We start from the raw sequence: 22,710 nt of genomic DNA on the forward strand, positions 1-22,710 counted from the left end.
GCCCTGGCGCGTTTTCTCCGTACTTACGCCAAGTTGGCCCTGTTCGTTCAGTCCCAGCGGATCACACCCGGACCGAAATTTCGGCCCGGGCTCTCTCAGCGCGGTGCGCTGGAACAGTCCGCCACACCCTTGTAGCGCACGCGTCCCAGCGGCGGCGCGGAGAGGATGCCGCCCCGGGCCCGCCCGTAGGCGATGAGCGCCTCGCGCAGGTCCATGCCGCGCGCGGGCGTCAGGTCCACGCGCTCGGGGGGCAGCGCCCGCATGACGGGGCCCACGCCGTCGCCGCCGCGCGCGAGGAAGTCCGGCAGCGCCACCCGGTACGTCCTCCCGGGCTCCAGCGCCCTGCCCCCCTCCAGCGTCACGTCCTGGAGGCGCTGGGGCCCCGGGCAGCGCGCCAGCGTCACCTCCAGCCCGGAGACGGGGAAGACGGCGCCGCGCTCCGAGGCGTTGGCCAGCTCCAGCAGGAGCCGCAGCTCCACGCCGGTGAGCTGGAGCACGGCCACGGTGTTGTCGAAGGGCAGCACCTCGTAGACGTGGCCGAAGGAGAGCGGGCCCGCCGGCAGGTCCGCGCGCACGCCGCCGGGGTTCATCACCGCCACGTCCGCGCCGGCCACCTCACGCATCGCGTCCGCGATGAGGTTGCCCAGCGCGCCCTCCTCCGCGTAGCCGCGCGCCAGGGGCGTGGCCGCGGAGACGCCCACCGGGCGGCGCTGCGCCTCCTCCGCCAGCGCCAGCGCCGGGGCCAGCAGCCCCGCCACCTCCGCGTCCGGCACCACCGGCGCGCCGAGGAACGTGGCCGGCACCAGCCGCACCCCGGACCTGTCGCGAAGGCGGCGCCCCTCACACGTGCCGCTGTCCGCATCCACGCGGGCACAGAGGGGGATGGCGGCCTGGATGCGGGTGCGCCCGGGCAGCACGCGGCGGCTCTCCGGGTCCACGTACAGCTCCACCACGCCCAGCGAGCGCGACTGGCCCGTCGTCTCGATGACGGGCACGTCGCCGAAGAAGTGGCCCATGGACTGGTGCGTGTGCCCGGCCACCACCGCGTCCAGCGTGCCCGGCGGCAGCGCGTCCAGCATGGCGAGGATTTCCGCGTCGCCCCGCTCGCAGCTCGACGTGTCGCGCGGGTTCTTCAGGTCCGGGCACTTGCCGCCCGCGTGCGCCACGGCCACCACCACCTCCGCCCCGCGCGAGCGCAGGGAGCGGGCCGCCTCCAGCGCGGCGGGCGCCAGCGGCAGGAAGCGCAGCGAGGCCACGTTGGCGGGGTTGGTGACGTCCGGCGTGTCCTCCGTGGTGAGCCCCACCAGCCCCACCTTCACGCCCTTCACGGTGACCAGGTGCGTGCCGTCGTTGCCCAGCCATGCCGGGCGCCTGCCGGTGGCGGCCTCGAGGATGTTCGCGGACAGGAGCGGGAAGCGCGCCTGGCGGACGCGGGCCTTGAGGGCGCCCAGCGGGTCCTCGCCGGGTTTGCTGGCCATGGCGCCCGGCCCCACCGGGCCGTAGTCGAACTCGTGGTTGCCGATGGCCGCCGCGGTGAAACGCAGGCGGTTGTACACGTCGATGACGACGGCCCCCTCCGTGAGGTTGGAGGGCAGCGTCCCCTGGAAGAGGTCCCCGGCGTCCACGAGCACCACCCCGTCCGGGTTGTCCGCGCGCAGCCGGGCCACGTAGGCCGCCAGGGTGGCCGCGCCGCCCTCCTCCACCACCTGCCCGTCCTTCAGACGCGTGCGGTGGGGCTCCACCTGGCCATGGAAGTCGTTCAGGCCCACCAGGGTGAGGCGCACGGGCTCCGCCGGAGCGGAGCGGGCGGCCGCGGGAGGGACGGAGGGAGCGGTGCCGGCACAGGCGGTGGCGAGGGCCGCCAGCGCGAGGAGGACGAGGCGAGAGGAACGCAGCATGAGGGCGCGCACTTCAGCGCGGGGCGCGCGCCCTGGCAACGCGCATCAGCTCCGCCGGCGCCGGCCCGCGAGCGCCAGGGCGAGCAGCGCGAGCACCGCGGAGGCGGGCACGGAGGCCGTGGCGCACGAGCACCCCCCGCCCTCGTCGCCACCATTGCCGGAAATGGGCGGGTTGGGGGGCGGGCGAACGGGGGGCCCGGAATCTGCTCCCGCATCCGCCCCGCCGTCCGCGCCACCGTCCGTCACCTGCGACGTCTCGATGCGCAGCGCCGGGTCGAAGGCCCGGGCCACCGCTCCCCAGGAAGCGAGCTTGAGGTTCTCCGGGCTCGGGCTGTTGGTGCCGTCATGCCCGGCGAAGAGGCCCTCCGGGAAGTCCGGGCCCACCGGCCGCGGCGACACCGCCAGGGCGGCCGGGGCCTCCACGCTGTCGATGCCGCCGTCCTGCACCATGCGGAACGTGCCGATGAAGGCCTGGGAGCGGCGCTCGAAGACGGCGAACGCATCCGCGCCCGTGTCGGCCACGAGGAGGTACCCCTCGCCGTTGCTCGCGGGGTACAGGGCCACCCGGCCCACCGTCAGGGAGAGCTGCCCGCCGCCGAGCGCCGACACCTGCGTCCGGTCCGTGCCACCGTCGGGAACGGCGGAGTAGCGCCACAGGCCCTGCCCCGCCTCCGTGACGAACAGCAGGCCGGTCTCCTCGTCCGCCGCGATGCCCTCGATGGCGCCTCCCGTCGTGCGGAGGACGCGCACGGGGGTGGCCGTCACCCCACCGTCCGCCCCGGTCAGCTCGAACTGCTCCAGGCGCCCGTTCTGGCTGCCCGCGAAGGCGTAGAAGCTGCCCGAGGAGGCACGGTAGAGCGCCACGGCGGTGAAGGGACCGGCGGCGAAGGCGCCCGGAGCCCCGATGCGCAGCACGCGGTCCGCGCCCCCCGGGTCCACCCGGTAGGCCGTCAGCCCATTGAAGTTGCTGTTGGCCGTCACCACCAGCGTCCGGTTTCCGCCTCCCAGCGGGAAGTCGTCGCGCGCGCTCACGCTGACGGTGGGCCCGTCCGCCAGCTCCGCGTCCACCTGCTGCCCATCCACCCCGAAGGTGATGAGGCCGGCACTGCCCTGGGCGGTGAGCAGCAGGCTGGCGCCAGCGTCCGCGGGGTTCACCCACAGCGCGACGTCCTCGACCGCCCCACCCGAGGCGCTGGCCTGCGGTGTGGTCTCCCGCAGGGGCGCCACCGTGGCGGGTTGCGCTGACGCCGCCGCTCCGGAAAGCAGCGCCACCAGGGCGAGGAGGGTGGGGTTGCGCATGACCGGCTCCTTGGGCTTCATGGGAGCGCCTACCTTGTCACGGGAAGTATGTCTTTCAAGTCCGAAGACGCGGGGAAGGGTTGGCGGCGGGTGATGCCGTCAGGTAGAACCCGCGCGTTCTCCAGCCAACATAGAAAATGACCATGGCGACCAAGCGTGCACTGATTACGGGAATCACGGGGCAGGACGGCAGCTACCTCGCGGAGCTGCTGCTGTCGAAGGGCTACGAGGTGCACGGCATGGTTCGCCGCTCCTCGGAGGAGAAGTTCGAGCGCATCCAGCACCTGCACGGGAAGATTCAGCTCCACCAGGGAGACTTGCTGGACCAGTTCTCGCTCGCGGCGCTCCTGAACCTGGTCAAGCCGGACGAGGTCTACAACCTGGCGGCGCAGTCCTTCGTGCCCACGAGCTGGAACCAGCCCGTGCTGACGGGCGAGTTCACCGCCCTGGGCGTGACGAAGATGCTGGAGGCCATCCGCCACACCCGCCCGCAGGTGCGCTTCTACCAGGCGTCCTCCAGCGAGATGTTCGGAAAGGTGCTGGAGGTGCCGCAGACGGAGGAGACGCCCTTCTACCCGCGCAGCCCGTACGGCGTGGCCAAGGCGTACGGCCACCACATCACGGTGAACTACCGCGAGTCCTTCGGCCTGTTCGCGGTGAGCGGCATCCTCTTCAACCACGAGTCCCCGCGCCGCGGCCTGGAGTTCGTCACGCGCAAGGTGACCTACAACGTGGCGCGCATCAAGCTGGGCCTCCAGGAGAAGCTGCCCATGGGCAACCTGGACGCCAAGCGCGACTGGGGCTTCGCGGGTGACTACGTGGACGCCATGTGGCGGATGCTCCAGCAGCCGGAGCCGGACGACTACGTGGTGGCCACCAACGAGACGCACACGGTGCGCGAGCTGGTGGAGATTGCCTTCGCCCGCGTGGGGCTGGACTGGCAGAAGCACGTGCACATCGACCCGGCCTTCGTGCGCCCCGCCGAGGTGGACCTGCTCATCGGCGACTACTCCAAGGCGAAGAAGAAGCTGGGCTGGGAGCCCACCGTCCGCTTCAAGCAGCTCGTGGAGATGATGGTGGACGCGGACCTGGAGCGTCTGAAGGCGGGGCAGCGGTAGATGCGCATCCTCGTCACGGGAGCGGACGGCTTCGTTGGCCGGCACCTGTGCGCCTTGCTGCGCGCCGCGGGTGACGAGGTGATCGAGGCGCACGGGCCGCGCGGAGAGGGCATCAGCAGCAGCGCGCTGCACTTCGACGTGGCCAACGAGGCCGCGATGAAGGCCGCCGTGGCCGAGGCGAAGCCCGAGGGTGTCATCCACCTGGCGGGCTTCAGCTCGGTGGCCAAGAGCCACCACAACCCCTCTCGTGTGTTCGCGGTGAACACGATGGGGGTGGTGCACCTGCTGACGGCGCTGCGCGACACCGCGCCGAAGACGCGGGTGGTGCTGGTGGGCTCGGGCGAGGTGTACGGCCCGGTGCCCGAGGGCACGCGCGCCACCGAGTCCATGCCGCCGGTGCCGCTGAGCCCCTACGCGGCCTCCAAGTCCGCGGCGGAGCTGGCGGGCGTGCAGTTCCACCGCAGCTACGGGCTGGAGGTGGTGATGGCCCGGCCCTTCAACCACCTGGGCGCGGGGCAGGACCCCACCTTCGTGGTGCCCTCCTTCGCCTCGCAGATTCGCGCGATTGGCCTGGGCACGGTGGACCCGGTGCTGCGCACGGGCAACCTGGAGGCGGTGCGCGACTTCTGCCACGTCCGCGACGTGGTGGAGGCGTACCGGCTGCTGCTCCTCAAGGGCGAGCCGGGGCAGGCGTACAACATCTGCAGCGGCGAGGGACGCACCATCCGCAGCCTGCTGGACGAGATGCTGACGCTGGCCGGCGTGGAGGCGCGCATCGAGCTGGACCCGGCGCGGCTGCGGCCCTCGGACATCCCGAGCCTCGTCGGCGCGCCGGACAGGCTGCGCGCGCTGGGCTGGGAGCCGAAGCTGTCGGTGACGGACGCGCTGCGCGACGTGCTCGGCCCCAAGGTGCCGGCGCGCCAGGGCTGAGACTCCCGGGGACGCACGAAGGCGCCTGCACGCGCGTGGCTCGGGCCCTCATGGGGCGCGAGCCACGCCGGCAGGTCCGGAAGCCCGCCGCGCCGGCTCAGCCCGCCAGCGCCTGCCAGGCCTCCAGCCGGCGGTCCAGCGCGGTGAGCGTCCACAGGTCCGCCGGGTTGTCCGGGCGCACGGCGGCCAGGTCGCGCTGGAGCGGCCCCCGCGCCTGGAGCACGCCCCACTCGGACAGCACGCGCAGCGCCATCAACGACGGCTTGCGTGCCACCAGCGCGAGCAGCGCGTCCACCACGCGGGGACTGCGCTCCGCGGCCAGCCGCTGCACGGCCTCGTGGCGCTCCTCGTTGGTGGAGTCCGGGTCGTCCAGCGTGCCCGCGAGCGCGTGGAAGCGCGCGTCCTCCAGCAGCGGCCGGGGGCCGGACACGTCCCAGTGCTCCACGGTGACGCTCGTCCGGCCGAAGGAGACGCACTCGCGCCGCACGCCGTCATCACCGAAGAGGTCCAGGATGCGCTCCTGGGAGGGCGTGCCCCCTTCGAGCACCCTCCCCGCCCGCCCGGAGAGCTCCGGCGAGGCGCCGAGCAGGTGGACGCGCAGCACCGTCGCCTCCGTCCCCGCGGACTGCTCGGACGGGACGCGGCCCCACTTGAGGAACACCTCGGCCAGGCCGCGCTCGTGGACGTACCAGCGGTACTCCAGCCACACGGCGCTCGGGCGGAGCACGAAGCGCGAGTCGTCGGGCTCGATGAGCCGGGGCGCCCCCTCCGCCATGCCGGCGAAGCAGCGTTCCAGCAGGACCTGGGCGTCGGAGAGCTTCATGGGGAGCCAGTGTGCATTGTAATCCCCCCCACGTCAGGCTCGCGCGAGTCACACGTTAGTGTAACCTCCACACCAAGCAGGAGGCATGGCACATGGACGGAGCGGAGCAGCGCAGGTTCACGTTCTTCTGGCGTGAGGAGTCCCCGTTCTCGCAGTGGCACCGCTCGGAGTTCGTGGTGGACGGGGTCCGCTACGTCTGCGCGGAGCAGTACATGATGGCGGGCAAGGCGCGCCTCTTCGGGGACGCGGAGGTGCTGGCGAGCATCCTGAAGTCCGCGTCCCCCAAGACGCACAAGGCGCTGGGGCGCAAGGTGCGCGACTTCGACGCCGCCGTCTGGGAGCGCGAGCGGGAGCGCATCGTCTACGAGGGCAACCGCGCGAAGTTCACCCAGAGCGCGGAGCTCTTGAAGACCTTGCTGGCCACCGCGGGCACGGAGCTGGTGGAGGCCAGTCCGCTGGACCGCATCTGGGGCGTGGGCCTGGGCGCGGAGGACCCTCGCATCCAGGACCCGTCGAAGTGGCGGGGGCAGAACCTGCTGGGCAAGGTCCTCACGAAGCTGCGTGAGGACCTCGTCGCGGAGGGCGTGACGGAGGCCCGTCCGGCCGTCGCGCGTTAGCGCGGCTCAGAACTCGTAGCGCACGGTGGGCTGGCCTTGCAGGGCCAGGTCCACCGCGCCGGAGGACTTGCCGTACTTCTCGCGGAAGCGCTGCGCGATGGGCTTCAGGTCGAAGCGGGGCGTGGCCATGACGATGGCCTTGCACCGGTCCTCCTGGGCGTCGTGCATCAGCACCAGGTTCGCCACCGGGGTGCCGTCCGTCCCCTCCCGGAGCTCGCCGTCCCACGCCAGCGAGTACACGTGGTCCTTGCAGCCGCCCCCATGCTTCACGCTCACGTCCATCACGTCCCGGAAGGCGCGGAAGCCCTCGATGGTGAGCGGGTCCCCCGGCTGGGCGCTCGCGTCCATGACGAGTTGCTGGATGGGCGCCTTGCCCTCCTGGGACGTCGTGTTCTTGGGTGACTCGCCGGGCTGGAACTCCGGCTGCGTCACCGCGGGTTCCTCGGTCTTCTCCGGCGTGCTCTTGCACCCGACGAGCAGTCCGCACAGCACCACGCCACTCCAGATGAGCTTTCGCATGAGTCTCCTCCGTTGATCAACGCCGGAGCGCGGCCTCGTACGCCGCCAGGGTGCGCTCCGCGGTCCGCTTCCAGGTGTACTCCGCCGCGCGGGCCTTCCCGCGCTCCGCCAGGGCCCGCCGTTCCTCGGGCGAGCGCAGCAGCCGGTCGATGGCGTGCGCCAGCCCGTCCGCGTCGTCCGGCCGCACCGCCAGGGCCGCGTCGCCGCAGACCTCCGGGAGCGAGCCCGCGGTGGAGACGATGGTGGGCGTGCCCAGGTGCATCGCCTCCAGCGGCGGCAGGCCGAAGCCCTCGTAGCGCGAGGGGAACACGAACACGGCCGCCCGGCGCATCAACTCGTAGAACACGGCGTCGCCCTGGTAGCCGAGCGAGCGGATGTCATGCCCCTCCGAGCGCAGCCGGGAGACGCGCTGCTCCACGCGGCCCGAGCCGAACCAGCTCTGCCCCACCAGCACCAGCGGCACCGGCCGCCCGCGCGCCCGCAGCCGCTCCATGGCGTCCAGCACCAGGTCCACGTTCTTCCGCACGTCCAGCGAACCCGCGTAGAGCACGTAGTCCCTCGGCAACGACAGGGCGCGCAGGAAGTCCACGCTGATGGAGTCCAGCACCGGCGCGTGGACATGGTCCACCCCGTTGTGCGCCACGACGGTGCGCGCCTCCGCCTCGGGGAAGCGGGCCAGCAAATCCTGCCGGGTGCGCTCGCTCACGCACACCACCTGGCCGGCCAGCATCAGGCTGCGCGCCAGCCACAGGCGGAACTGCCAGCGGAACGCGCGGGACACCGTGTCCGGCATCAGCAGCGGAATCAGGTCGTGCACCGTGAGCACGTAGGCCGTGCCGGGCACGCGGGTAAGGGGCAGATTGAAGTTCCCATGCGCGTGGTACAGCGGCGCGCCCAGCCGCTGGAGCACCCCGGGGAGCTGGCCGAGCGTCCACGCGGTGCGGCCGGAGTCACCGCGCGGGTGCTCGCCGGAGCCGTGCGCCCCGAGCCTCACCAGTCGCACACCCAGTCCCTCCAGGGCCGAGGCCAGGCAACGAGTGTAAAGGCCGATGCCGGTGGTGGGCTCGTCCCAGAGCGTCGCGTCGAAGGCGATGGGGCCAATGGACACGGAGCGCCTCATAGCACGCTCGTGTGATAGGCAGGGCGCGCATGGCGATCCACCAGTTGATTCCGAGCTTTGTCCCCGGCGACGCCACCGGGCAGGCCGCGCTGCACCTGCAGCTCCTGCTGCGCCGGATGGGCCACGCGGGCGCAATCTACGCGGATGAGGTGGGCGCGGGCCTGGAGGGTCTGGCCAGCCCCGCCTCCGCCCTGCGGCCGGAGCCCGGGGACCTGGTGCTCTACCACCACGGCATCGCGTCGCCGCTGAGCAGCCGGCTCATGCACCTGCCCTGCCGGCGCGGCGTGGTCTTCCACAACATCAGCCCCGCGCGCTTCTACACGGGCCTGCCGCTGGAGGACGCGCTGGTGGCGGGGCGCGCCCAGCTCGCCGCCATGGCGCCCTTCGCGGACGTGGCCATCGGCGTGTCGGACTTCAACGCCGCGGAGCTGCGCGCCGCGGGCTACCGGAACGTCCACACGGTGCCCCTCTTCATCGAGCCGGAGCGCTTCAGCCGGGCCAGCGCGGACCCGAAGATGCTCCAGCGCCTGTCCGGCCCCGGCCCGGTGCTGCTGGGCGTCAGCCGGGTGATGCCGCACAAGCGCTTCGAGGACCTCATCACCCTGCACCGCGAGGTGCTGCGGCTGCGGCCCCAGGCGCGCCTGCTGATGGTGGGCGGGTACGAGCCGGGCAGCCGCTACTTCCGCTCGCTGAAGCGCGAGGCGAAGGGGCTGAGCGGCGTGCACTTCCTGGGGCGGCTGAGCCACGCGCAGCTCGTGGCCGCGTACCGCTCCGCGTCCGTCTTCGTGTCCATGAGCGAGCACGAGGGCTTCGGCGTCCCACTCATCGAGGCCATGGCGGCCGAGGTGCCGGTGCTGGCCTACGCGGCGGCGGCGGTGCCGGAGACGCTCGGGGGCGCGGGGGTGGCCTTCGACCAGAAGCGCTTCGCCTTCTTCGCCGAGCTGGCGGTGGACCTGAGCGAGGACCTGTCCCTGCGCGAGCCGGTCATCGCCGGGCAGACGCGCCGGCTGGAGCACTTCTCCGCGGAGTCCGCGCAGGCGGCCCTGTCCCGTGCGCTGGAGGGGCTGCTGCCCCGGCCCGCGCCGCGCCCGCGCCGGGTGCCGAAGCGCCCGCGCGTGGGGCTGGTGGTGCAGCGCTACGGCGAGGTGACGGGCGGCGCGGAGAAGCTGGCCGCGCAGGTGGCCGAGCACATGGCCCCGCACTGGGACATCACGGTGCTGACCACGTGCGCGAAGAACCACCTGTCCTGGGAGAACGCCTTCCCGCCGGGGCCGGACGAGGTGGACGGCATCAAGGTGCTGCGCTTCCCGTCGACGCGGGTGCGCAACATCCGGGGCTTCAACGGGCTGTCGCGGCAGGTGTTCGACAAGCCGAACGAGCGGCTGCGCGAGGAGCAGTGGGTGGCGGAGCAGGGCCCGCTGTGCCCGGGGCTCTTGAATCACCTCGCCACCACGCGCGACGCGTACGACGGGTACCTGTTCTTCACGTACCTCTACGCGCCCACGGTGTGGGGCCTGCCGCTGGTGGCGGACCGGGCGCTGCTGGTGCCCACCACGCATGACGAGTCGCCCATCCGCTTCGGCCTGTACGCGGACGTCTTCGAGCGCCCGCGCGCGCTCCTCTGCCTCACGCCGGAGGAGCTGACCATCATCGAGAAGTACTTCCCGGACCACGCGCGGACGCGGGTGGTGGGCGTGGGGGTGGACCGGCCGGCGGCGGACGGCGCGCGCTTCCGGGAGAAGCACGGCCTCCGCAAGCACTACCTGCTCTACGTGGGGCGGCAGGAGCCGGGCAAGGGCGTGGGGGAGTTGCTGGAGCACCACCACGCGCTGAAGGAGCGGTACGCGGACGCGCCGGACCTGGTGCTGGCGGGTGACAGCAACATGGAGCTGTCCGGCGAGGGCGTGCGCTACCTGGGCCGCATCGACGAGCAGGACAAACACGACGCGCTGGCCGGGGCGCTGGCGGTGGTGGTGCCCTCCCGGTACGAGAGCCTGTCGCTGCTGACACTGGAGGCGTTCGCCCAGGGGACGCCGGTGCTGGTGAACGGGCGCTCGGACGTGCTGGTGGGACAGGTGGAGCGCAGCGGGGCGGGACGGACGTACACGGACCTGGACTCGTTCATCCGGGGCCTGCGCGAGGTGGGTGACGAGCGCACGCCGATGGGGAAGAAGGGTCTGGAGTACGTGAAGAAGCAGGGCTGGCCACAGGTGGTGGCGGCCTACCGGGAAGAGATGGAACGCATCCTCGAGGAGAATCGCCAATGAAGCTGTTGGGACGGGACATCCCCGCGCGGGAGCTGATTTCGCGCATCGAGGAGCGCCTGCGCCTGCGCGGCCTCCCCACGTCGGAGCCGGTGGAAGTGCCCGCCGAGGGCGTGGAGCCGAGGGTGGAGCCGCTGACCTTCAACCTGCACGCGCTGGAGGAGAACGCGGACGCCACGCGGGCGCTGCCGCTGCACACGCACCGGGGCGGCGCGGGGCAGCTCGTGCTGGTGGCGAAGTGGGCCTTCCGCAAGTCGTGCCAGGTGTTCATCAACGAGGCCCTGGGCCGGCAGCGCGTGTTCAACGGGCACGTGCGCGACTCGTACGCCCAGCTCTCCGCCGAGGTGATTCGCCTGCGGCGCGAGGTGGAGGAGCTCCGCGCGCGGCTGGGCGGCAGGCCGCCCGAGGACGACCGGCGTCCCATCCCCGCGCAGACACCCGCCGTGGCGAAGACGGCGCCGTCCGAGAGGGCGGTGGAGGAGCGGGAGGCCCCCGAGAAGGCGAGGCCCTCCGCGAAGCCGGCTCCCGCGGTGGAGCCCACGAAGCCTCCCGCGAAGGAGGCGCCTCGGGGGAAGTCCGCTTCCCACCGGAAGCCCACCGCCGGGTCCGGAACCGAGCCGCTGGCGGCCGGAGAGGCCGTCCTGCCCAAGCCGCGCCACGCCAGGTCCGGAGCCGGCCAGCAGCCTCGCGCACGGGAGGGCGCTCCCCGCGCTCGCCCCGAGCCCGAGAGCTCCGCGACGCCCGCGACGGGGAACGCAGGTCAGCGCGCTCGGAAGCCCGCGCCAAAGCAGCGCGGCCGCCGGAAGTAGCCGGGCCCCGCGCCGCCACTTCGTGCCTCTCCGAAGTCGCCCGCATGCTCGGTGAGGCCCGCTGGCGCGAGCACATGGAGCCCGTGCGCGAGGCCGCAGGCTGGTCCCGCGGGGCGTGCCCGGCATCGTCGCGGCGAGGCCGCGAGGTGGCCCCGTCCACTCTCCGGGGCACCCTCCGCCCGCGCCCGCGTCAGGGCCCGGCGGCCCCGGATTCCTCGCATTGACGACCCGGCGGGCCCGTGTCAAACCGGGCCCGTGGAAGCGCCCTTCATCAGCATCGTCATCCCCGCCTACAACGAGGGCCAGCGCCTGCCCCGCTACGTGACGGAGCTGACACGCGTCTTCCTGGAGCGCTCCGCCCCTCCGGTGGAGTTCATCGTCGTGGACGACGGCAGCCGCCCCGAGCACGCCACGCTCCAGCGCGCGTGCGTGGACGACGCCCAGGCCCGGTTCTCCGCGAAGGGCGCGCCCCACCGCTTCACGTACGTGGCCGCGCCTCGCAACCAGGGGAAGGGCTCGGCCATCCGGCTGGGCTGGCGTAGCGCGTCTCCGGGCGCCACGTGGCTGGCCTTCGTGGACGCGGACGGCGCCATCAGCGCGGAGGAACTCCACCGGCTGGTGGAGCTGACCACCACCGACACCGGCCGCGCGACGGACGTGATTGCCGGCTCACGCATCCTCATGGCTGGACGCCGCGTGGTGCGAAACCTCCACCGCCATCTGCAAGGCCGCGTCTTCGCCACGCTGACGGACACGAACTTCCGCCTGCACTTCTACGACACGCAGTGCGGCGTCAAGCTCATCCGCGCGTCCATGCTCCGCCCGCTGCTGGACGTGTTGCGCGAGGAGCGCTGGCTCCTCGACGTGGAGCTGCTGGTGCTGCTCAAGCGCCAGGGGGCCCGCGCCCTCGAGGTCCCCATCGACTGGGAGGACTTCGGCGGCTCCAAGGTCATCCCCGGCCTCGACGGGCTGCGCATGTTCTGGGGCCTGCTCCAGCTCCGGCGCAGGCTGAACCGGGTGTCCCTGCCGGCTCCCGCGCCCCGCGAGCAAGCACCGTCCCTGCCCTCCCCCGCCGGCGTCACGGGAAGCGATAGACGGTGACGTAGGAGTCCTGGTGCACCAGTTCCCCGCCCAGCTCCTCCACCACGAAGCGGTGGCGCATGGGGTGGTGGTAGTGCGCGACGTACCAGCGGTAATGGTTCTCCTTCAGGAAGCGCCGCATCTGCTCGCGCTCCTCGGCAGTCACCTTGCCGGCCACGCCATGGAGCCCCTCCAGCGCGCGGAAGATGCGCTGCTCCACCATCTCCGCCTCGCGCACCGGCAGCCGTGACAGGCGCGCGAAGGACACCGGCTTGCCGTGGAATATCTGTTCCCACTGCCCCAGCACATGGTCCGTGAAGACGGCCGCCGGCATGGGCGCGTCGCGAATCTCGTCGAACACCGGCGGCAGCGCCGGCAGCACCGGCATGGCCATGGGCTTGCCGAGGTACTCCACGTTGGGCACCACCGCCACCACCACCGCCACGCCCAGGCCTGCCAACGCGGCGCGCCCGGATGCCATGCGCCCCAGGTGCGCCGCCGCGAAGGCCACGAGGACGCCCAGCGCCAGCGTGGTGAGCAGCTCGAAGCGCACCGGCATGCCCCCGCGCGAGAAGAGCGGCACCACGTGCTTGAACACCACGTACGGCATGGGCACCTGCACCCGCAGCGGCTCGTTGAACGCGGTGAGCGGCGACAGGTACGCCATCAGCGTGCACAGGCCCAGCAGCAGCGTCACGTCCCGGTGCCACGTCCGCCCACGCCACGCGGGCCACCACCCCACCCACAGTGTCACGGCGGCGAGCAGCACCACGGGGGACACTTCGTCCTCCATGCCGATGTTCAGCACCGTGCCCATGGACAGCACCGCGAAGCCCAGGCCCAGCCCCGCCCAGCGCCGGCCCTCGGGCACGCCCTTCCAGAGGGCGAAGACGGCCAGCAGCGGCGTGAGCCACCCCAGGAAGGTGCCCGCCTCCTCCGCGTTGGTGGACATCTTGTGGCGCACCACCCCCAGCGCGAACTCCCGGGCCCGGGCGGGCATCGACTCCAGCCAGCCCGACAACGTGTCCGGCAGGAAGAAGGCGTACAGGTCCGTGAAGTAGTCGGAGTCCCCGTGGTGGATGGCCAGCGGCGCGGGGAACAGGTGCACCAGCAGCGGCACCACCGCGGGCAGACACGCCACCGCCGCCGCCACCGCGGCCAGCCCCGCCCGGCGCACCCCCGCGTCCTTCAGCGTCCCCAGGGACAGCAGCGGCCCGTGGCGCCAGCGCTCGGCCACCGCCCACAGGAAGGAGAAGAGCGCGATGTAGAGCAGGTAGTAGTAGTCACACAGCAGCGTGTAGAGCGCGGCCAGCGCCAGGCCCGCCAACCACCGGCGCTTCCCCTCGTCCAGCCAGCGCAGGAAGAAGTACAGGTAGAGGGGGATGCCCTCCAGCGCGGACAGGTTGAGGTGGGTCGTCGCGTGGCTCAGGTGGTAGCGCGAGAAGTCGAAGACACACGCGCCCGCCAGCGCCGCCACCGCCGCCAGTCCCGGCGCGAAGCCCGCGCGCTCCAGCAGGTAGCGCATGAGCAGCCACGCCGTGTACCCCGTCAGCACGAAGCTTCCGAAGAGGACCAGGTTGTAGGCCGTCTCCACCGGCATCCACGGCAGCAGCACCACGCCCCACAGCGTCTTGGCCGGGGACAACGTGTGCCAGTACAGCTCCGCGCCCAGCGGCCAATGCAGCATCGGCGCGAAGAAGGGGTTCCGCGGGTCCACCCACACCGCCTGGCGCATCCACCAGAGGTGCCACATGTTCATCAGCACGTCTTCGCGCCCGCCCGCGACGTGCCCCTTCAGCTTCGACAGCAGCGGCCACGTGTGAAACGCCGACAGCAGGGAGAAGGCCAGCAGCACCAGCGGGTGGAGCACCCGCCGCGGTAGAGGTGACATAGGCAGAGGGAGTCAGGCCGGCCGCTCGGCGGCCATCAGCATGTTGTCGCCCAGGTTGAACGGAATGGCCCACGCCCCCGGCACCACGCGCCGCGCCAGCTCCAGCACCGGTGCCACCGGCCGGAAGCTCGCGCCCACCTTCCGCAGCAGGTAGTCCGCGGAGATGATGTGCGTGTACGTCCGCGAGTCCGTCACGCGGAAGCCCACCTCCTCCAGCAGCGTCGCGAGGGTGGCGCGGCCGAAGTAGAACAGGTGCATGTCCATCAGCCACGGCCACCGGCCGCCGAGGAGCCGGGCCACGAGGCTGCCCGCGTCAATGGTGGACAGGTAGACGTGGCCCCCGGGGCGCACCAGCCGGAAGGCCGCCTCCAGCTCGGCGCGCGGGTCCGCGAAGTGCTCCACCACGTCCCACAGCGTCAGCACGTCGTACCGCACGCCCCGCTCCGCCAGCTCCGCCAGCGGAACACCGTGCACGGTGAAGCCCAGCGAGCGCGCATGCCCCGCCGCCCAGCGCGACAGCTCCAGCCCTTCCGGCCGGAAGCCCGCCTCCCGCGCCACGTCCAGGAAGTAGCCGCAGTACGCGCCCACGTCGAGCAGCGTCCGCCCCCGCGCCGGCCCCAGCGCCCGCACCACCTTGCGGAACGTGTGGTAGCGGTTGTCCTTCTCCGCCACGTACAGCGGGTCCTCCACGTCCTGGTACGCGGCCAGCAACTCCCGCGCCGGGCGAATGGGCCACTGGAACAGCATTCCGCATTCCAGACACTCCCAGATGGGCGGGTGGCTGCGGTGCCCGAAGGAGGTGCAGTTGTAGGCGGCCGCGCCCTCCGGCTCCCCTCCGCCTCGGGCCGGGAACTTCACCCGCAGCCGGCTTCCCTTGCAGAGGTAGCAGGCGTCGGGCACCGGGGCCAGGTGCGGCTCCGGGTGGCGGCGGTGGGCGCGTTCCGTCATGGCGGCGCACCGTATCCCCGGGGGCCAGACCCCACAACACGACAGGTGGGGGAGTCCCGCTTCCGCCCGCCCCCCTCTCCCAGGTGAAGCGGGGGGTGGTATGCCCGCCACGTCCCGGCGCGTTACAACCGAAGCCGGGCCAATCGCTCCCATCGCCACCCTTCACGGCCGGTGCCGAGCCCGCTTGCTTTCCGGGCGACTGCCCGCGAAATAGGCCCCGCCCGGGGGCCGTTCCTCCAGGTTCCTCCTACACCTTCAGTGATATGCGCGCCTTGACCGACCTGCCCTCCGACCCCACCCCCTCGCTGACCCTGGGCCTGCCGGGCTTCACCTTCGAGGACCTCTACCGCCCGCGCGGCCTGCGCCGGCTCTCGGAGCGCTTCGACGCGCAGCTCGCCGGGGATGAACCGGAGCTGTTCCAGGCCTTCGACGCGTACCGCAAGTCCGGGGGCACGAGCCTCACCGGCCCCGCCGAGTCGGACCTGCTCATCCGCGTGGCCCGCCACATGTCGCGCTTCGTCGCGAAGCTCTTCCGCATCGAGGCGGACGTGGACGGACTGGCCGGCCGCCTGAAGGGCGAGCTTCCCCTCTTCGACTTCAAGCGCGAGTTCATCACCCGCCGCGTCTTCAAGAAGGGCGCCGCGGACCGCCCCACGCTGGCCGAGTTCCCCTCTCTGGACGCGCGCATGCGCCTGCTCTTGAGCCTGGGCTTCCCGGAGGCCGTGGCCACGGGCGACCTGGAGCGCGGCCTCGCCGAGTCCATCCTCACGCTGATGGATTTGGAGCGCCTGTTCTCCGGCGGCCTCCCCGCGGAGCTGCAGCCCCAGGCGGAGGCCCTGCGCGCCCGCTGGGCCGCGCTGCGCGCCGTGCTGGTGTCCACGCAGGAGGGCCGTGACGCCTTCGGCTCCAGCCTCGTCACCCACGGCGACGACGCCGCCGAGCTCCAGGCCGTCCGCGCCCTGCTGTCCCTGGCGGACCGCTGGACGTACGCGCGCGCCCTGCACCCGGAGACGAAGGAGCTCTTCCACACCTGGCCCACCCACCGGATTCCCAAGCCGCTGGTGTTCGACCAGCTCGTCCAGCTCAAGCGCCCGGACGCGGAGCTGCCCGAAGTCACGGAAGGGCTGGAGCACCACCTGCGCCACCGCGACGGCTTCAAGCTCACCGACCGCCGGGGCACCCCGCGCGACGTGATGAACGAGGTGGACTACTGCGTCATCTGCCACGAGCGCCAGAAGGACTCCTGCTCCAAGGGCTTCCCCGCGAAGGACCCGGTGGCGGAGGGGCACAGCTTCAAGAAGAACCCGCTGGGCATCCCCCTCAACGGGTGTCCGCTCGACGAGCGCATCTCCGAGGCGCACCTGCTCAAGCGCGAGGGCAACTCCGTGGCCGCGCTGGCCATGGTGACGCTCGACAACCCGATGTGCCCGGGCACCGGCCACCGCATCTGCAATGACTGCATGAAGGCCTGCATCTTCCAGAAGCAGGAGCCGGTGAACATCCCCCTGGCGGAGACGGCCACCCTCACGGACGTGCTGGCGCTGCCCTGGGGCTTCGAAATCTACGGCCTGCTCACCCGGTGGAACCCGCTCAACGTCCGCCGCCCGTACGCCCTGCCCTACACGGGCCGCAACGTGCTGGTGGTGGGCCTGGGCCCCGCCGGCTACACGCTGTCCCACTACCTCCTCAACGAGGGCTTCGCCGTCACCGGCGTGGACGGCCTCAAGATTGAGCCGTTCCCCGACGCGCTGGTGGGCCGCAACGGCCACGCCCTCAAGCCCATCCGCGACTGGTCCCGCCTGACGAGCGAGCTGGACGAGCGCGTGCTGGAGGGCTTCGGCGGCGTGTCCGAGTACGGAATCACCGTTCGCTGGGACAAGAACTTCCTCACCCTCATCCACCTCACGCTGGCGCGCCGCGAGGGCTTCCGCATCTTCGGAGGCGTGCGCTTCGGTGGCACGCTGACCATCGACGACGCGTGGGCGCTGGGCTTCGACCACATCGCCATCGCCGCCGGCGCCGGGCGCCCCACCATCATCGGGATGAAGAACAACCTCATCCGGGGCATCCGCAAGGCGAGCGACTTCCTCATGGCGCTCCAGCTCACCGGCGCCTTCAAGAAGGACTCGCTGGCCAACCTCCAGGTGCAGCTGCCCGCCATCGTCATCGGCGGCGGCCTCACCGGCATCGACACCGCCACCGAGCTGATGGCGTACTACCCGGTGCAGGTGGAGAAGACGCTCGACCGCCACGAGAAGCTGGTGGCGGAAATCGGCGAGGAGGCCGTGCTGGCCCGCCTGGACACGGAGGAGCGCGCCACCTATGCGACGTTCCTGGAGCACGGCCGCGCCGTGCGCGCCGAGCGCGAGAAGGCCCGGGCCGAGGGCCGCGCCCCGGACTTCATCCAGCTGGTGCGCGCCTGGGGCGGCGTGAGCCTCGTCTACCGCCGCGGCCTCACCGAGTCCCCCGCCTACCGCCTCAACCACGAGGAAGTGACGAAGGCCCTGGAAGAGGGCATCCGCTTCATCGAGCGAATGAGCCCGGTGGAGGCCCTGCCGGACGCCACCGGCGCGGTGCGCGCCCTGCGCTTCGAGCGCATGGTGACGGTGGACGGCAAGCTGAAGGGCAGCGGCCAGTTCTTCGAGCTGCCCGCGCGCACGGTGTGCGTCGCCGCCGGCACGTCCCCCAACGTCACGTACGAGAAGGAATACCCGGGCACCTTCCAGCTCGACGAGGCCGGCGAGTACTTCCAGGGCCACGAGCTGGTGGAGGACGGCGGCGGCTTCAGCCTCCAGCCCGTGGAGGCGAAGGAGGACCCGGCGGTGAAGGCGGGCTTCTTCACCAGCTACCGGAAGGACGGCCGCTTCATCTCCTTCTACGGCGACAACCACCCCGCCTACGCGGGCAACGTGGTGAAGGCCATGGCCAGCGCCAAGGACGGCCACCCCGAGGTGGCGCGCCTGTACGCGAAGGAAATCTCGGCGCTCGACTTCACCGACGAGCTGGCCCAGTCCCGGCGCGACGAGCAGCGCGCCGCGCACTTCGCGAAGCTGGATGACGCCTTCACGGCCACCGTCGTCGCCGTCAACCGCCTGACGCCCACGATTGTGGAGGTGGTGGTGCGCGCGCCCTTCGCGGCCAGCCACTTCTCGCCCGGCCAGTTCTACCGCCTGCAGAACTTCGAGCGGACCGCGCCCGTGGTGGACGGCATGCGCCTCACCATGGAGGGCCTGGCCCTCACCGGCGCGTGGGTGGACAAGGAGAAGGGGCTGATGGGCACCATCGTCCTGGAGATGGGCTCGTCCTCGCGCCTGTGCGCCGCGCTCCGGCCCGGCGAGCCCGTCGTCCTGATGGGCCCCACCGGCGCGCCCACCGAGATTGGCCACAACGAGACGGTGGCCCTCGTGGGCGGCGGCCTGGGCAACGCGGTGCTCTTCTCCATCGCCCGCTCGCTCAAGGCGGCCGGCTGCCGCGTCGTCTACTTCGCCGGCTTCCGGCAGAAGTCGGACGTCTTCAAGCGTGACGAGATTGAGGCCGGCACGGACCAGATTGTGTGGTCCGTGGACGGCGGCGACACCATCGAGCCCCGCCGCCCGCAGGACTCGGCCTTCCGGGGCAACGTGGTGCAGGCCATGCTGGCCTACGCGGAGAACACGCTGGGCCCGGCGCCCGTCGTCTCCCTGGCCGACGTGGACCGCATCATCGCCATCGGCTCGGACCGGATGATGCGCGCGGTGGCCGAGGCCCGGCACGGCGTGCTCCAGCCGCACCTCAAGCCCGGGCACGAGGCCATCGGCTCCATCAACTCGCCGATGCAGTGCATGATGAAGGAAATCTGCGCCCAGTGCCTCCAGCGGCACGTGGACCCGCTCACCGGCAAGGAGACGTGGGTCTTCTCCTGCTACAACCAGGACCAGCGGCTGGACCAGGTGGACTTCGTCAACCTCAACCAGCGCCTGCGCGGCAACACCGTCATGGAGAAGGTCGCCGACCTCTTCCTGGCACAGCTCCTCAAGAAGGCGCCGCACCTCAAGCGCGTCTGAGGCGCGGCCTCCCCGCGGTCTTCACCGGCGCGTGCCGGTGAAGACCCGGAGCATCTCCTGGTAGTTCTTCATCAGGTCCTCCTCACGGGTGAGGACCACGTCCACGTTGGCGTCGCCGTACTCGCGCCGGGCGTCGGCCAGCTTCTCGAAGGCCTCCACCTGGCGCCGCATGGAGGCCACCTGCGCCGCCATCCCCTCCTGCTGCTCGGGCGGCAGCTTCTCCTGGAGCGCCTCCAGCTTCTTCAGCTCCTCCTCGTACTGGAGCGTGCGCCCGAGCTGCCGCTGGCTGATGACGGCCGTCACCACCTCGGCGATGCCGTTGACGTCCGCCTCGCTCAGCCCCGCCTGCGCGCGGGCCTCGGCCTCCGCCTTCGCCTTGGCCTCCACCACCTTCAGCCCCGCGCGCGCGGACGCCATCGCCTCCGGCGTGCCCGCGTCCACCAGGGCCCCCAGGTTGTGCAGCCCCTTCAGGAGCGAGCCGTACACCTCCAGCATCCGCCGCTGGTAGCCCACATAGGCGTCCAGCTTCTCCTTCGTCACCACGTAGGGGCCCGCCCCGTCCTCCCCGTCCTCCGGGCCGCCAGCGCTGCCTCCGGCCGCCTGCTCGGGTGCCGGACGGGATGCCGCCTCCTCCTTCTTACAAGCCGAGAAGGCCAGCAGTACCCACAGTCCCCACAGCACCTTGCGCATGCGTTCTCCTCCAGACGGGCCGGCGCCGCCGAGCATTCCAGCCACTTGCGCGGCGGGCGGTGACTCCCTTCCCTCTCTGTCACGACGAGGTTGTTCCGGCCACTGAACAATCGCCGCATTACCTTTGACCAACCGGGCCACGCTCGTGTACGAACCGCGGTCCTGTCGAAAGCGGTGGAGGGACTTTGAGGATTTTCCTGGTTAGGCACGGCGATGCGGACGCGGAGATCCCCGAGGGTCTCGGCGACGAGGCGCGCGCGCTCACCGCCAAGGCCCGCGCCAATACCGCCCAGCACTTCGCGTCGCTGTCGGAGCGCATGGGGCCGGTGGGCCTCATCCTGACCAGCCCGCTGGTGCGCACGGTGCAGACGGCGCAGATTCTCTCCTTCGTGACGAAGCACGAGGGGCTGCTGAAGGTGCACCGCTGCCTGCTGCCGGACATGCCGGTGGGCGCGGTGGAGCCCGTCCTGACGGAGCACATGGACCAGAACCTGGCGCTCGTGGGGCACCAGCCCTCCATGGGCGCGCTGGCGGCCCACCTGCTGGGCATGCAGTCCTTCCCCAAGCCGGTCAACCCGGGCACCGTCATCGCCCTGGAGCGCGTCGACGGGGAGACGCCGCAGATGAAGTTCCTGTTCTACGCGGCCCCTGGCCAGCAGGTGCTCGACGTCATCCAGTGAGGCCCGTGCGGCCATGATGGACGAAGCCCGCTACAACCAGCTTGCCGCCGCCGCCTTCCGCCGCATCCTCGCGGCGGCGGACGCCATCGACCCGGACATCCTGGAAGCCGAGAGCACGGGCGACATGGTGACGCTCACCTCCCGCTCCCGGGAGAAGTGCATCGTCAACACCCAGCGCGCCGTGCGGCAGATATGGGTGGCCGGCCGGGGCCAGGGCATCCACTTCGACTACGACGCGGCCACCAGCACCTGGAAGGACGACAAGGGCCGGGGACTGGAGCTGCTCTCCTTCGTCGCGGACGTGGTGCACGACCTCAGCGGCGTGGACTTCATCTACCCCGGCTGAGGCTTCCCGCCCGCCGGCTCCACCCGGTTGCCGCCGGCCGCCTGCGCGCGCCGCAGCGCCTCGCCGGCCTCCTTCAGCAGGCTCCCGAAGCTCACCTGGGCCTGGGCCCCGGACGGCGCGCCCTTGCCTCCGGGCGGCTCGGACACCGCCACACCCACGGAGGCGCTGGTGCCCGGGAGCCCCCGCAGGGCCCCTACCCGCTCACACAGGCGCTCGGCCACCACCAGCGCGCCGGAGCGAGGGGTGTGCGGCAGGAAGACGACGAAGCGGCTGTCCGCGAAGGGCACCGCCACGTCGATGTCGCGCACGCCCGCCACCAGCAGCCCCAGCGCCTCGGCCAGCGCCGCCGTCCGGGCGGCCGGGGCCAGCGCGGCGGCGCGCTCGGCGAAGCCGTCCAGCTCCACCAGCAGCAAGGCAATGGGGTAGCGGTAGCGCCGGCTGCGCTTCACCTCCATCAGCATCAGCCGCTTGAGGAACTCGAAGTCCGGGGACGACGCCGCCCCCGCCGCCGGGAGTTCCGGGCGGGTGACGCGGCGCCCCTCGGGCTCCAGGGTGGCCAGCGTGCCCGGAACGGGGGTGATGGCGAACCCCGAGGCACGCGAGGGCACGGCCGGGGCGCCAGCGGTCCGGGCGGCAGCGGACACCGCGCCCGCGGGGCTGGACACAAGCCCCCGGGCCTCCTCGCGCTGCACCAGCAGCGACACGCAGGTGAGCACGTTGGCGCGCTTGAGGGGCCCCACCAGGCACCCATCCGCGCCCGCCTCGGCGGCACGCTGGTCCGCATGCTCCTCGTCCGGCGGGTACACCAGGAGCACCGGCGGCGAGGCGCCCTGGGCCCGCAGGCCCCGGCACAGCGCCTCGCCGTCGAGGGGGCCCACTCCGGACGCCAGCAGCACGGCCGGGGGGCGCTCCCGGGCGGCGCGCAGGGCCTCATCGGCGCTGCCCACCCAGGACACCTCGTGGCCGGCCCCTTCCAGGTAGCGGCGCAGTACGCCCGCCACCGGGGCGGAGGGCTCGGCCAGGAGCACGAAGGACATCAGACCTCCATGACCTCCTTCTCCTTCTTCTTCACGATGTCGTCCACCTGGGCAATCCCGGCGTCCGTCTGCTTCTGGACCAGCTCGGTGATGCGCTTGTGGTCGTCTTCCGTGATCTTCTTGTCCTTGAGCTGCGTCTTCAGCGCCTCGTTGGCGTCGCGGCGGATGTTGCGGATGGCGACCTTGTGGTCCTCACCCTTCGTCTTCACCTGCTTGGCGATGTCCTTGCGGCGCTCCTCGGTGAGCGGCGGGAAGGGCAGGCGGATCATCTCGCCGTCGTTCATCGGGTTGATGCCCAGGTTCGCCTCGCGCAGCGCCTTCTCGATCTCCTTGAGGACGCTCTTCTCCCACGGCTTGATGGTGATGAGCCGGGGCTCCGGGGCGTTGACGCTGGCCACGCCGGACAGGGGCGTGGGCGTGCCGTAGTAGTCCACCCGGATGCCGTCGAGGATGGAGATGCTGGCGCGCCCGGTGCGCACCTTGGTCAGCTCCCTGCGCAGGTCCTCGAGCGTCTTGTCGATGCGGCCCTTCAGTTCGGCGACGACGTCTCCACTCATTGTGGTCTCTCCTTAAGAGCTTCCGAAGTCGGCGGGCACCG

General features: G+C 71.8%; 19 protein-coding genes and 1 pseudogene. 10 read left to right on the plus strand and 10 right to left on the minus strand.

The features are described from left to right. Window positions 1-95: 95 nt before the first annotated feature. Together K8638_RS09670 and K8638_RS09675 are read right to left on the minus strand one after the other, a co-directional pair. Entirely contained in the window at window positions 96-1,895 is a 1,800-nt protein-coding gene (locus tag K8638_RS09670) for a bifunctional UDP-sugar hydrolase/5'-nucleotidase (protein WP_223754369.1), read from the minus strand. Between the two features lie 48 nt (window positions 1,896-1,943). Then, entirely contained in the window at window positions 1,944-3,218 is a 1,275-nt protein-coding gene (locus tag K8638_RS09675; protein ID WP_223754161.1) for a myxosortase-dependent phytase-like phosphatase, read from the minus strand. A 122-nt stretch (window positions 3,219-3,340) separates the two neighbouring features. On the opposite strand from K8638_RS09675, the gene gmd reads away from it, so the two are divergent. Further along, on the plus strand, window positions 3,341-4,315 hold the full coding sequence (gene gmd / locus K8638_RS09680; protein ID WP_223754162.1) for a GDP-mannose 4,6-dehydratase: 975 nt from the start codon (window positions 3,341-3,343) through the stop codon (window positions 4,313-4,315). Continuing rightward, a complete protein-coding gene (locus tag K8638_RS09685; RefSeq protein WP_223754163.1) occupies window positions 4,316-5,245 on the plus strand; it encodes a GDP-mannose 4,6-dehydratase in 930 nt (309 codons plus the stop codon). It abuts the gene before it with no gap. 97 nt (window positions 5,246-5,342) lie between these two features. Here the strand turns inward: K8638_RS09685 and K8638_RS09690 are convergent, their stop codons facing one another. After that, a complete protein-coding gene (locus K8638_RS09690) occupies window positions 5,343-6,068 on the minus strand; it encodes a hypothetical protein (RefSeq protein WP_223754164.1) in 726 nt (241 codons plus the stop codon). Window positions 6,069-6,160: 92 nt separating this feature from the next. On the opposite strand from K8638_RS09690, the gene K8638_RS09695 reads away from it, so the two are divergent. Further along, window positions 6,161-6,685, plus strand: a complete 525-nt coding sequence (locus K8638_RS09695; RefSeq protein ID WP_223754165.1) for an NADAR family protein — start codon at window positions 6,161-6,163, stop codon at window positions 6,683-6,685. A 6-nt stretch (window positions 6,686-6,691) separates the two neighbouring features. On the opposite strand, the gene K8638_RS09700 is transcribed toward K8638_RS09695, so the two are convergent. Both K8638_RS09700 and K8638_RS09705 read right to left on the minus strand, forming a co-directional pair. Next, window positions 6,692-7,204 carry a hypothetical protein gene (locus K8638_RS09700; RefSeq protein ID WP_223754166.1) on the minus strand — a complete coding sequence of 171 codons (513 nt, stop codon included), beginning with the start codon at window positions 7,202-7,204 and terminating at the stop codon, window positions 6,692-6,694. 16 nt (window positions 7,205-7,220) lie between these two features. Then, window positions 7,221-8,312, minus strand: coding sequence for a glycosyltransferase family 1 protein (locus tag K8638_RS09705; protein WP_223754167.1), 1,092 nt, complete (start codon window positions 8,310-8,312; stop codon window positions 7,221-7,223). 41 nt (window positions 8,313-8,353) lie between these two features. Between K8638_RS09705 and K8638_RS09710 the strand changes: the two genes are divergently transcribed. The 4 genes and pseudogenes from K8638_RS09710 (at window position 8,354) to K8638_RS09725 (ending at window position 12,498) form a co-directional block, all read left to right on the plus strand. Further along, window positions 8,354-10,591 carry a glycosyltransferase family 4 protein gene (locus tag K8638_RS09710; RefSeq protein ID WP_223754168.1) on the plus strand — a complete coding sequence of 746 codons (2,238 nt, stop codon included), beginning with the start codon at window positions 8,354-8,356 and terminating at the stop codon, window positions 10,589-10,591. Then, the gene (locus tag K8638_RS09715) at window positions 10,588-11,397 is read left to right on the plus strand and encodes a hypothetical protein (RefSeq protein ID WP_223754169.1); all 810 of its coding nucleotides are present in this window, start codon (window positions 10,588-10,590) and stop codon (window positions 11,395-11,397) included. Before K8638_RS09710 ends, K8638_RS09715 begins: the two co-directional genes overlap by 4 nt. A 23-nt stretch (window positions 11,398-11,420) precedes the next feature. Next, window positions 11,421-11,621: pseudogene (locus tag K8638_RS45145) on the plus strand (DUF3253 domain-containing protein); the annotation flags it as partial. Between the two features lie 31 nt (window positions 11,622-11,652). Further along, on the plus strand, window positions 11,653-12,498 hold the full coding sequence (locus K8638_RS09725; protein ID WP_223754171.1) for a glycosyltransferase: 846 nt from the start codon (window positions 11,653-11,655) through the stop codon (window positions 12,496-12,498). Here the strand turns inward: K8638_RS09725 and K8638_RS09730 are convergent. Then, window positions 12,476-14,368, minus strand: coding sequence for a hypothetical protein (locus tag K8638_RS09730; RefSeq protein ID WP_223754172.1), 1,893 nt, complete (start codon window positions 14,366-14,368; stop codon window positions 12,476-12,478). The two genes, K8638_RS09725 and K8638_RS09730, sit on opposite strands and share 23 nt — an antisense overlap. A gap of 12 nt (window positions 14,369-14,380) precedes the next feature. Then, window positions 14,381-15,316, minus strand: a complete 936-nt coding sequence (locus K8638_RS09735) for a class I SAM-dependent methyltransferase (protein WP_223754173.1) — start codon at window positions 15,314-15,316, stop codon at window positions 14,381-14,383. Window positions 15,317-15,579: 263 nt separating this feature from the next. Here K8638_RS09735 and K8638_RS09740 point away from each other — a divergent pair, with 263 nt between their 5' ends. Continuing rightward, window positions 15,580-19,359, plus strand: a complete 3,780-nt coding sequence (locus K8638_RS09740) for an FAD-dependent oxidoreductase (protein WP_223754174.1) — start codon at window positions 15,580-15,582, stop codon at window positions 19,357-19,359. A 21-nt stretch (window positions 19,360-19,380) separates the two neighbouring features. Here the strand turns inward: K8638_RS09740 and K8638_RS09745 are convergent, their stop codons facing one another. Then, window positions 19,381-20,049, minus strand: coding sequence for a hypothetical protein (locus K8638_RS09745; protein ID WP_223754175.1), 669 nt, complete (start codon window positions 20,047-20,049; stop codon window positions 19,381-19,383). 185 nt (window positions 20,050-20,234) lie between these two features. Here K8638_RS09745 and K8638_RS09750 point away from each other — a divergent pair, with 185 nt between their 5' ends. Both K8638_RS09750 and cyaY read left to right on the plus strand, forming a co-directional pair. After that, window positions 20,235-20,729 (plus strand): histidine phosphatase family protein, encoded by a 495-nt coding sequence (locus tag K8638_RS09750; protein WP_223754176.1) that lies wholly within the window; start codon window positions 20,235-20,237, stop codon window positions 20,727-20,729. Between the two features lie 13 nt (window positions 20,730-20,742). Further along, window positions 20,743-21,075, plus strand: coding sequence for an iron donor protein CyaY (cyaY, locus tag K8638_RS09755; protein WP_223754177.1), 333 nt, complete (start codon window positions 20,743-20,745; stop codon window positions 21,073-21,075). On the opposite strand, the gene K8638_RS09760 is transcribed toward cyaY, so the two are convergent. Continuing rightward, entirely contained in the window at window positions 21,063-22,112 is a 1,050-nt protein-coding gene (locus K8638_RS09760; RefSeq protein WP_223754178.1) for a diguanylate cyclase, read from the minus strand. The genes cyaY and K8638_RS09760 overlap by 13 nt on opposite strands. After that, on the minus strand, window positions 22,112-22,669 hold the full coding sequence (gene frr, locus K8638_RS09765) for a ribosome recycling factor (protein WP_223754179.1): 558 nt from the start codon (window positions 22,667-22,669) through the stop codon (window positions 22,112-22,114). The genes K8638_RS09760 and frr overlap by 1 nt, the downstream gene beginning before the upstream one ends. Window positions 22,670-22,710 lie beyond the last annotated feature (41 nt).

Source organism: Myxococcus sp. RHSTA-1-4 (assembly GCF_020037125.1).
Lineage (GTDB): Bacteria > Myxococcota > Myxococcia > Myxococcales > Myxococcaceae > Myxococcus.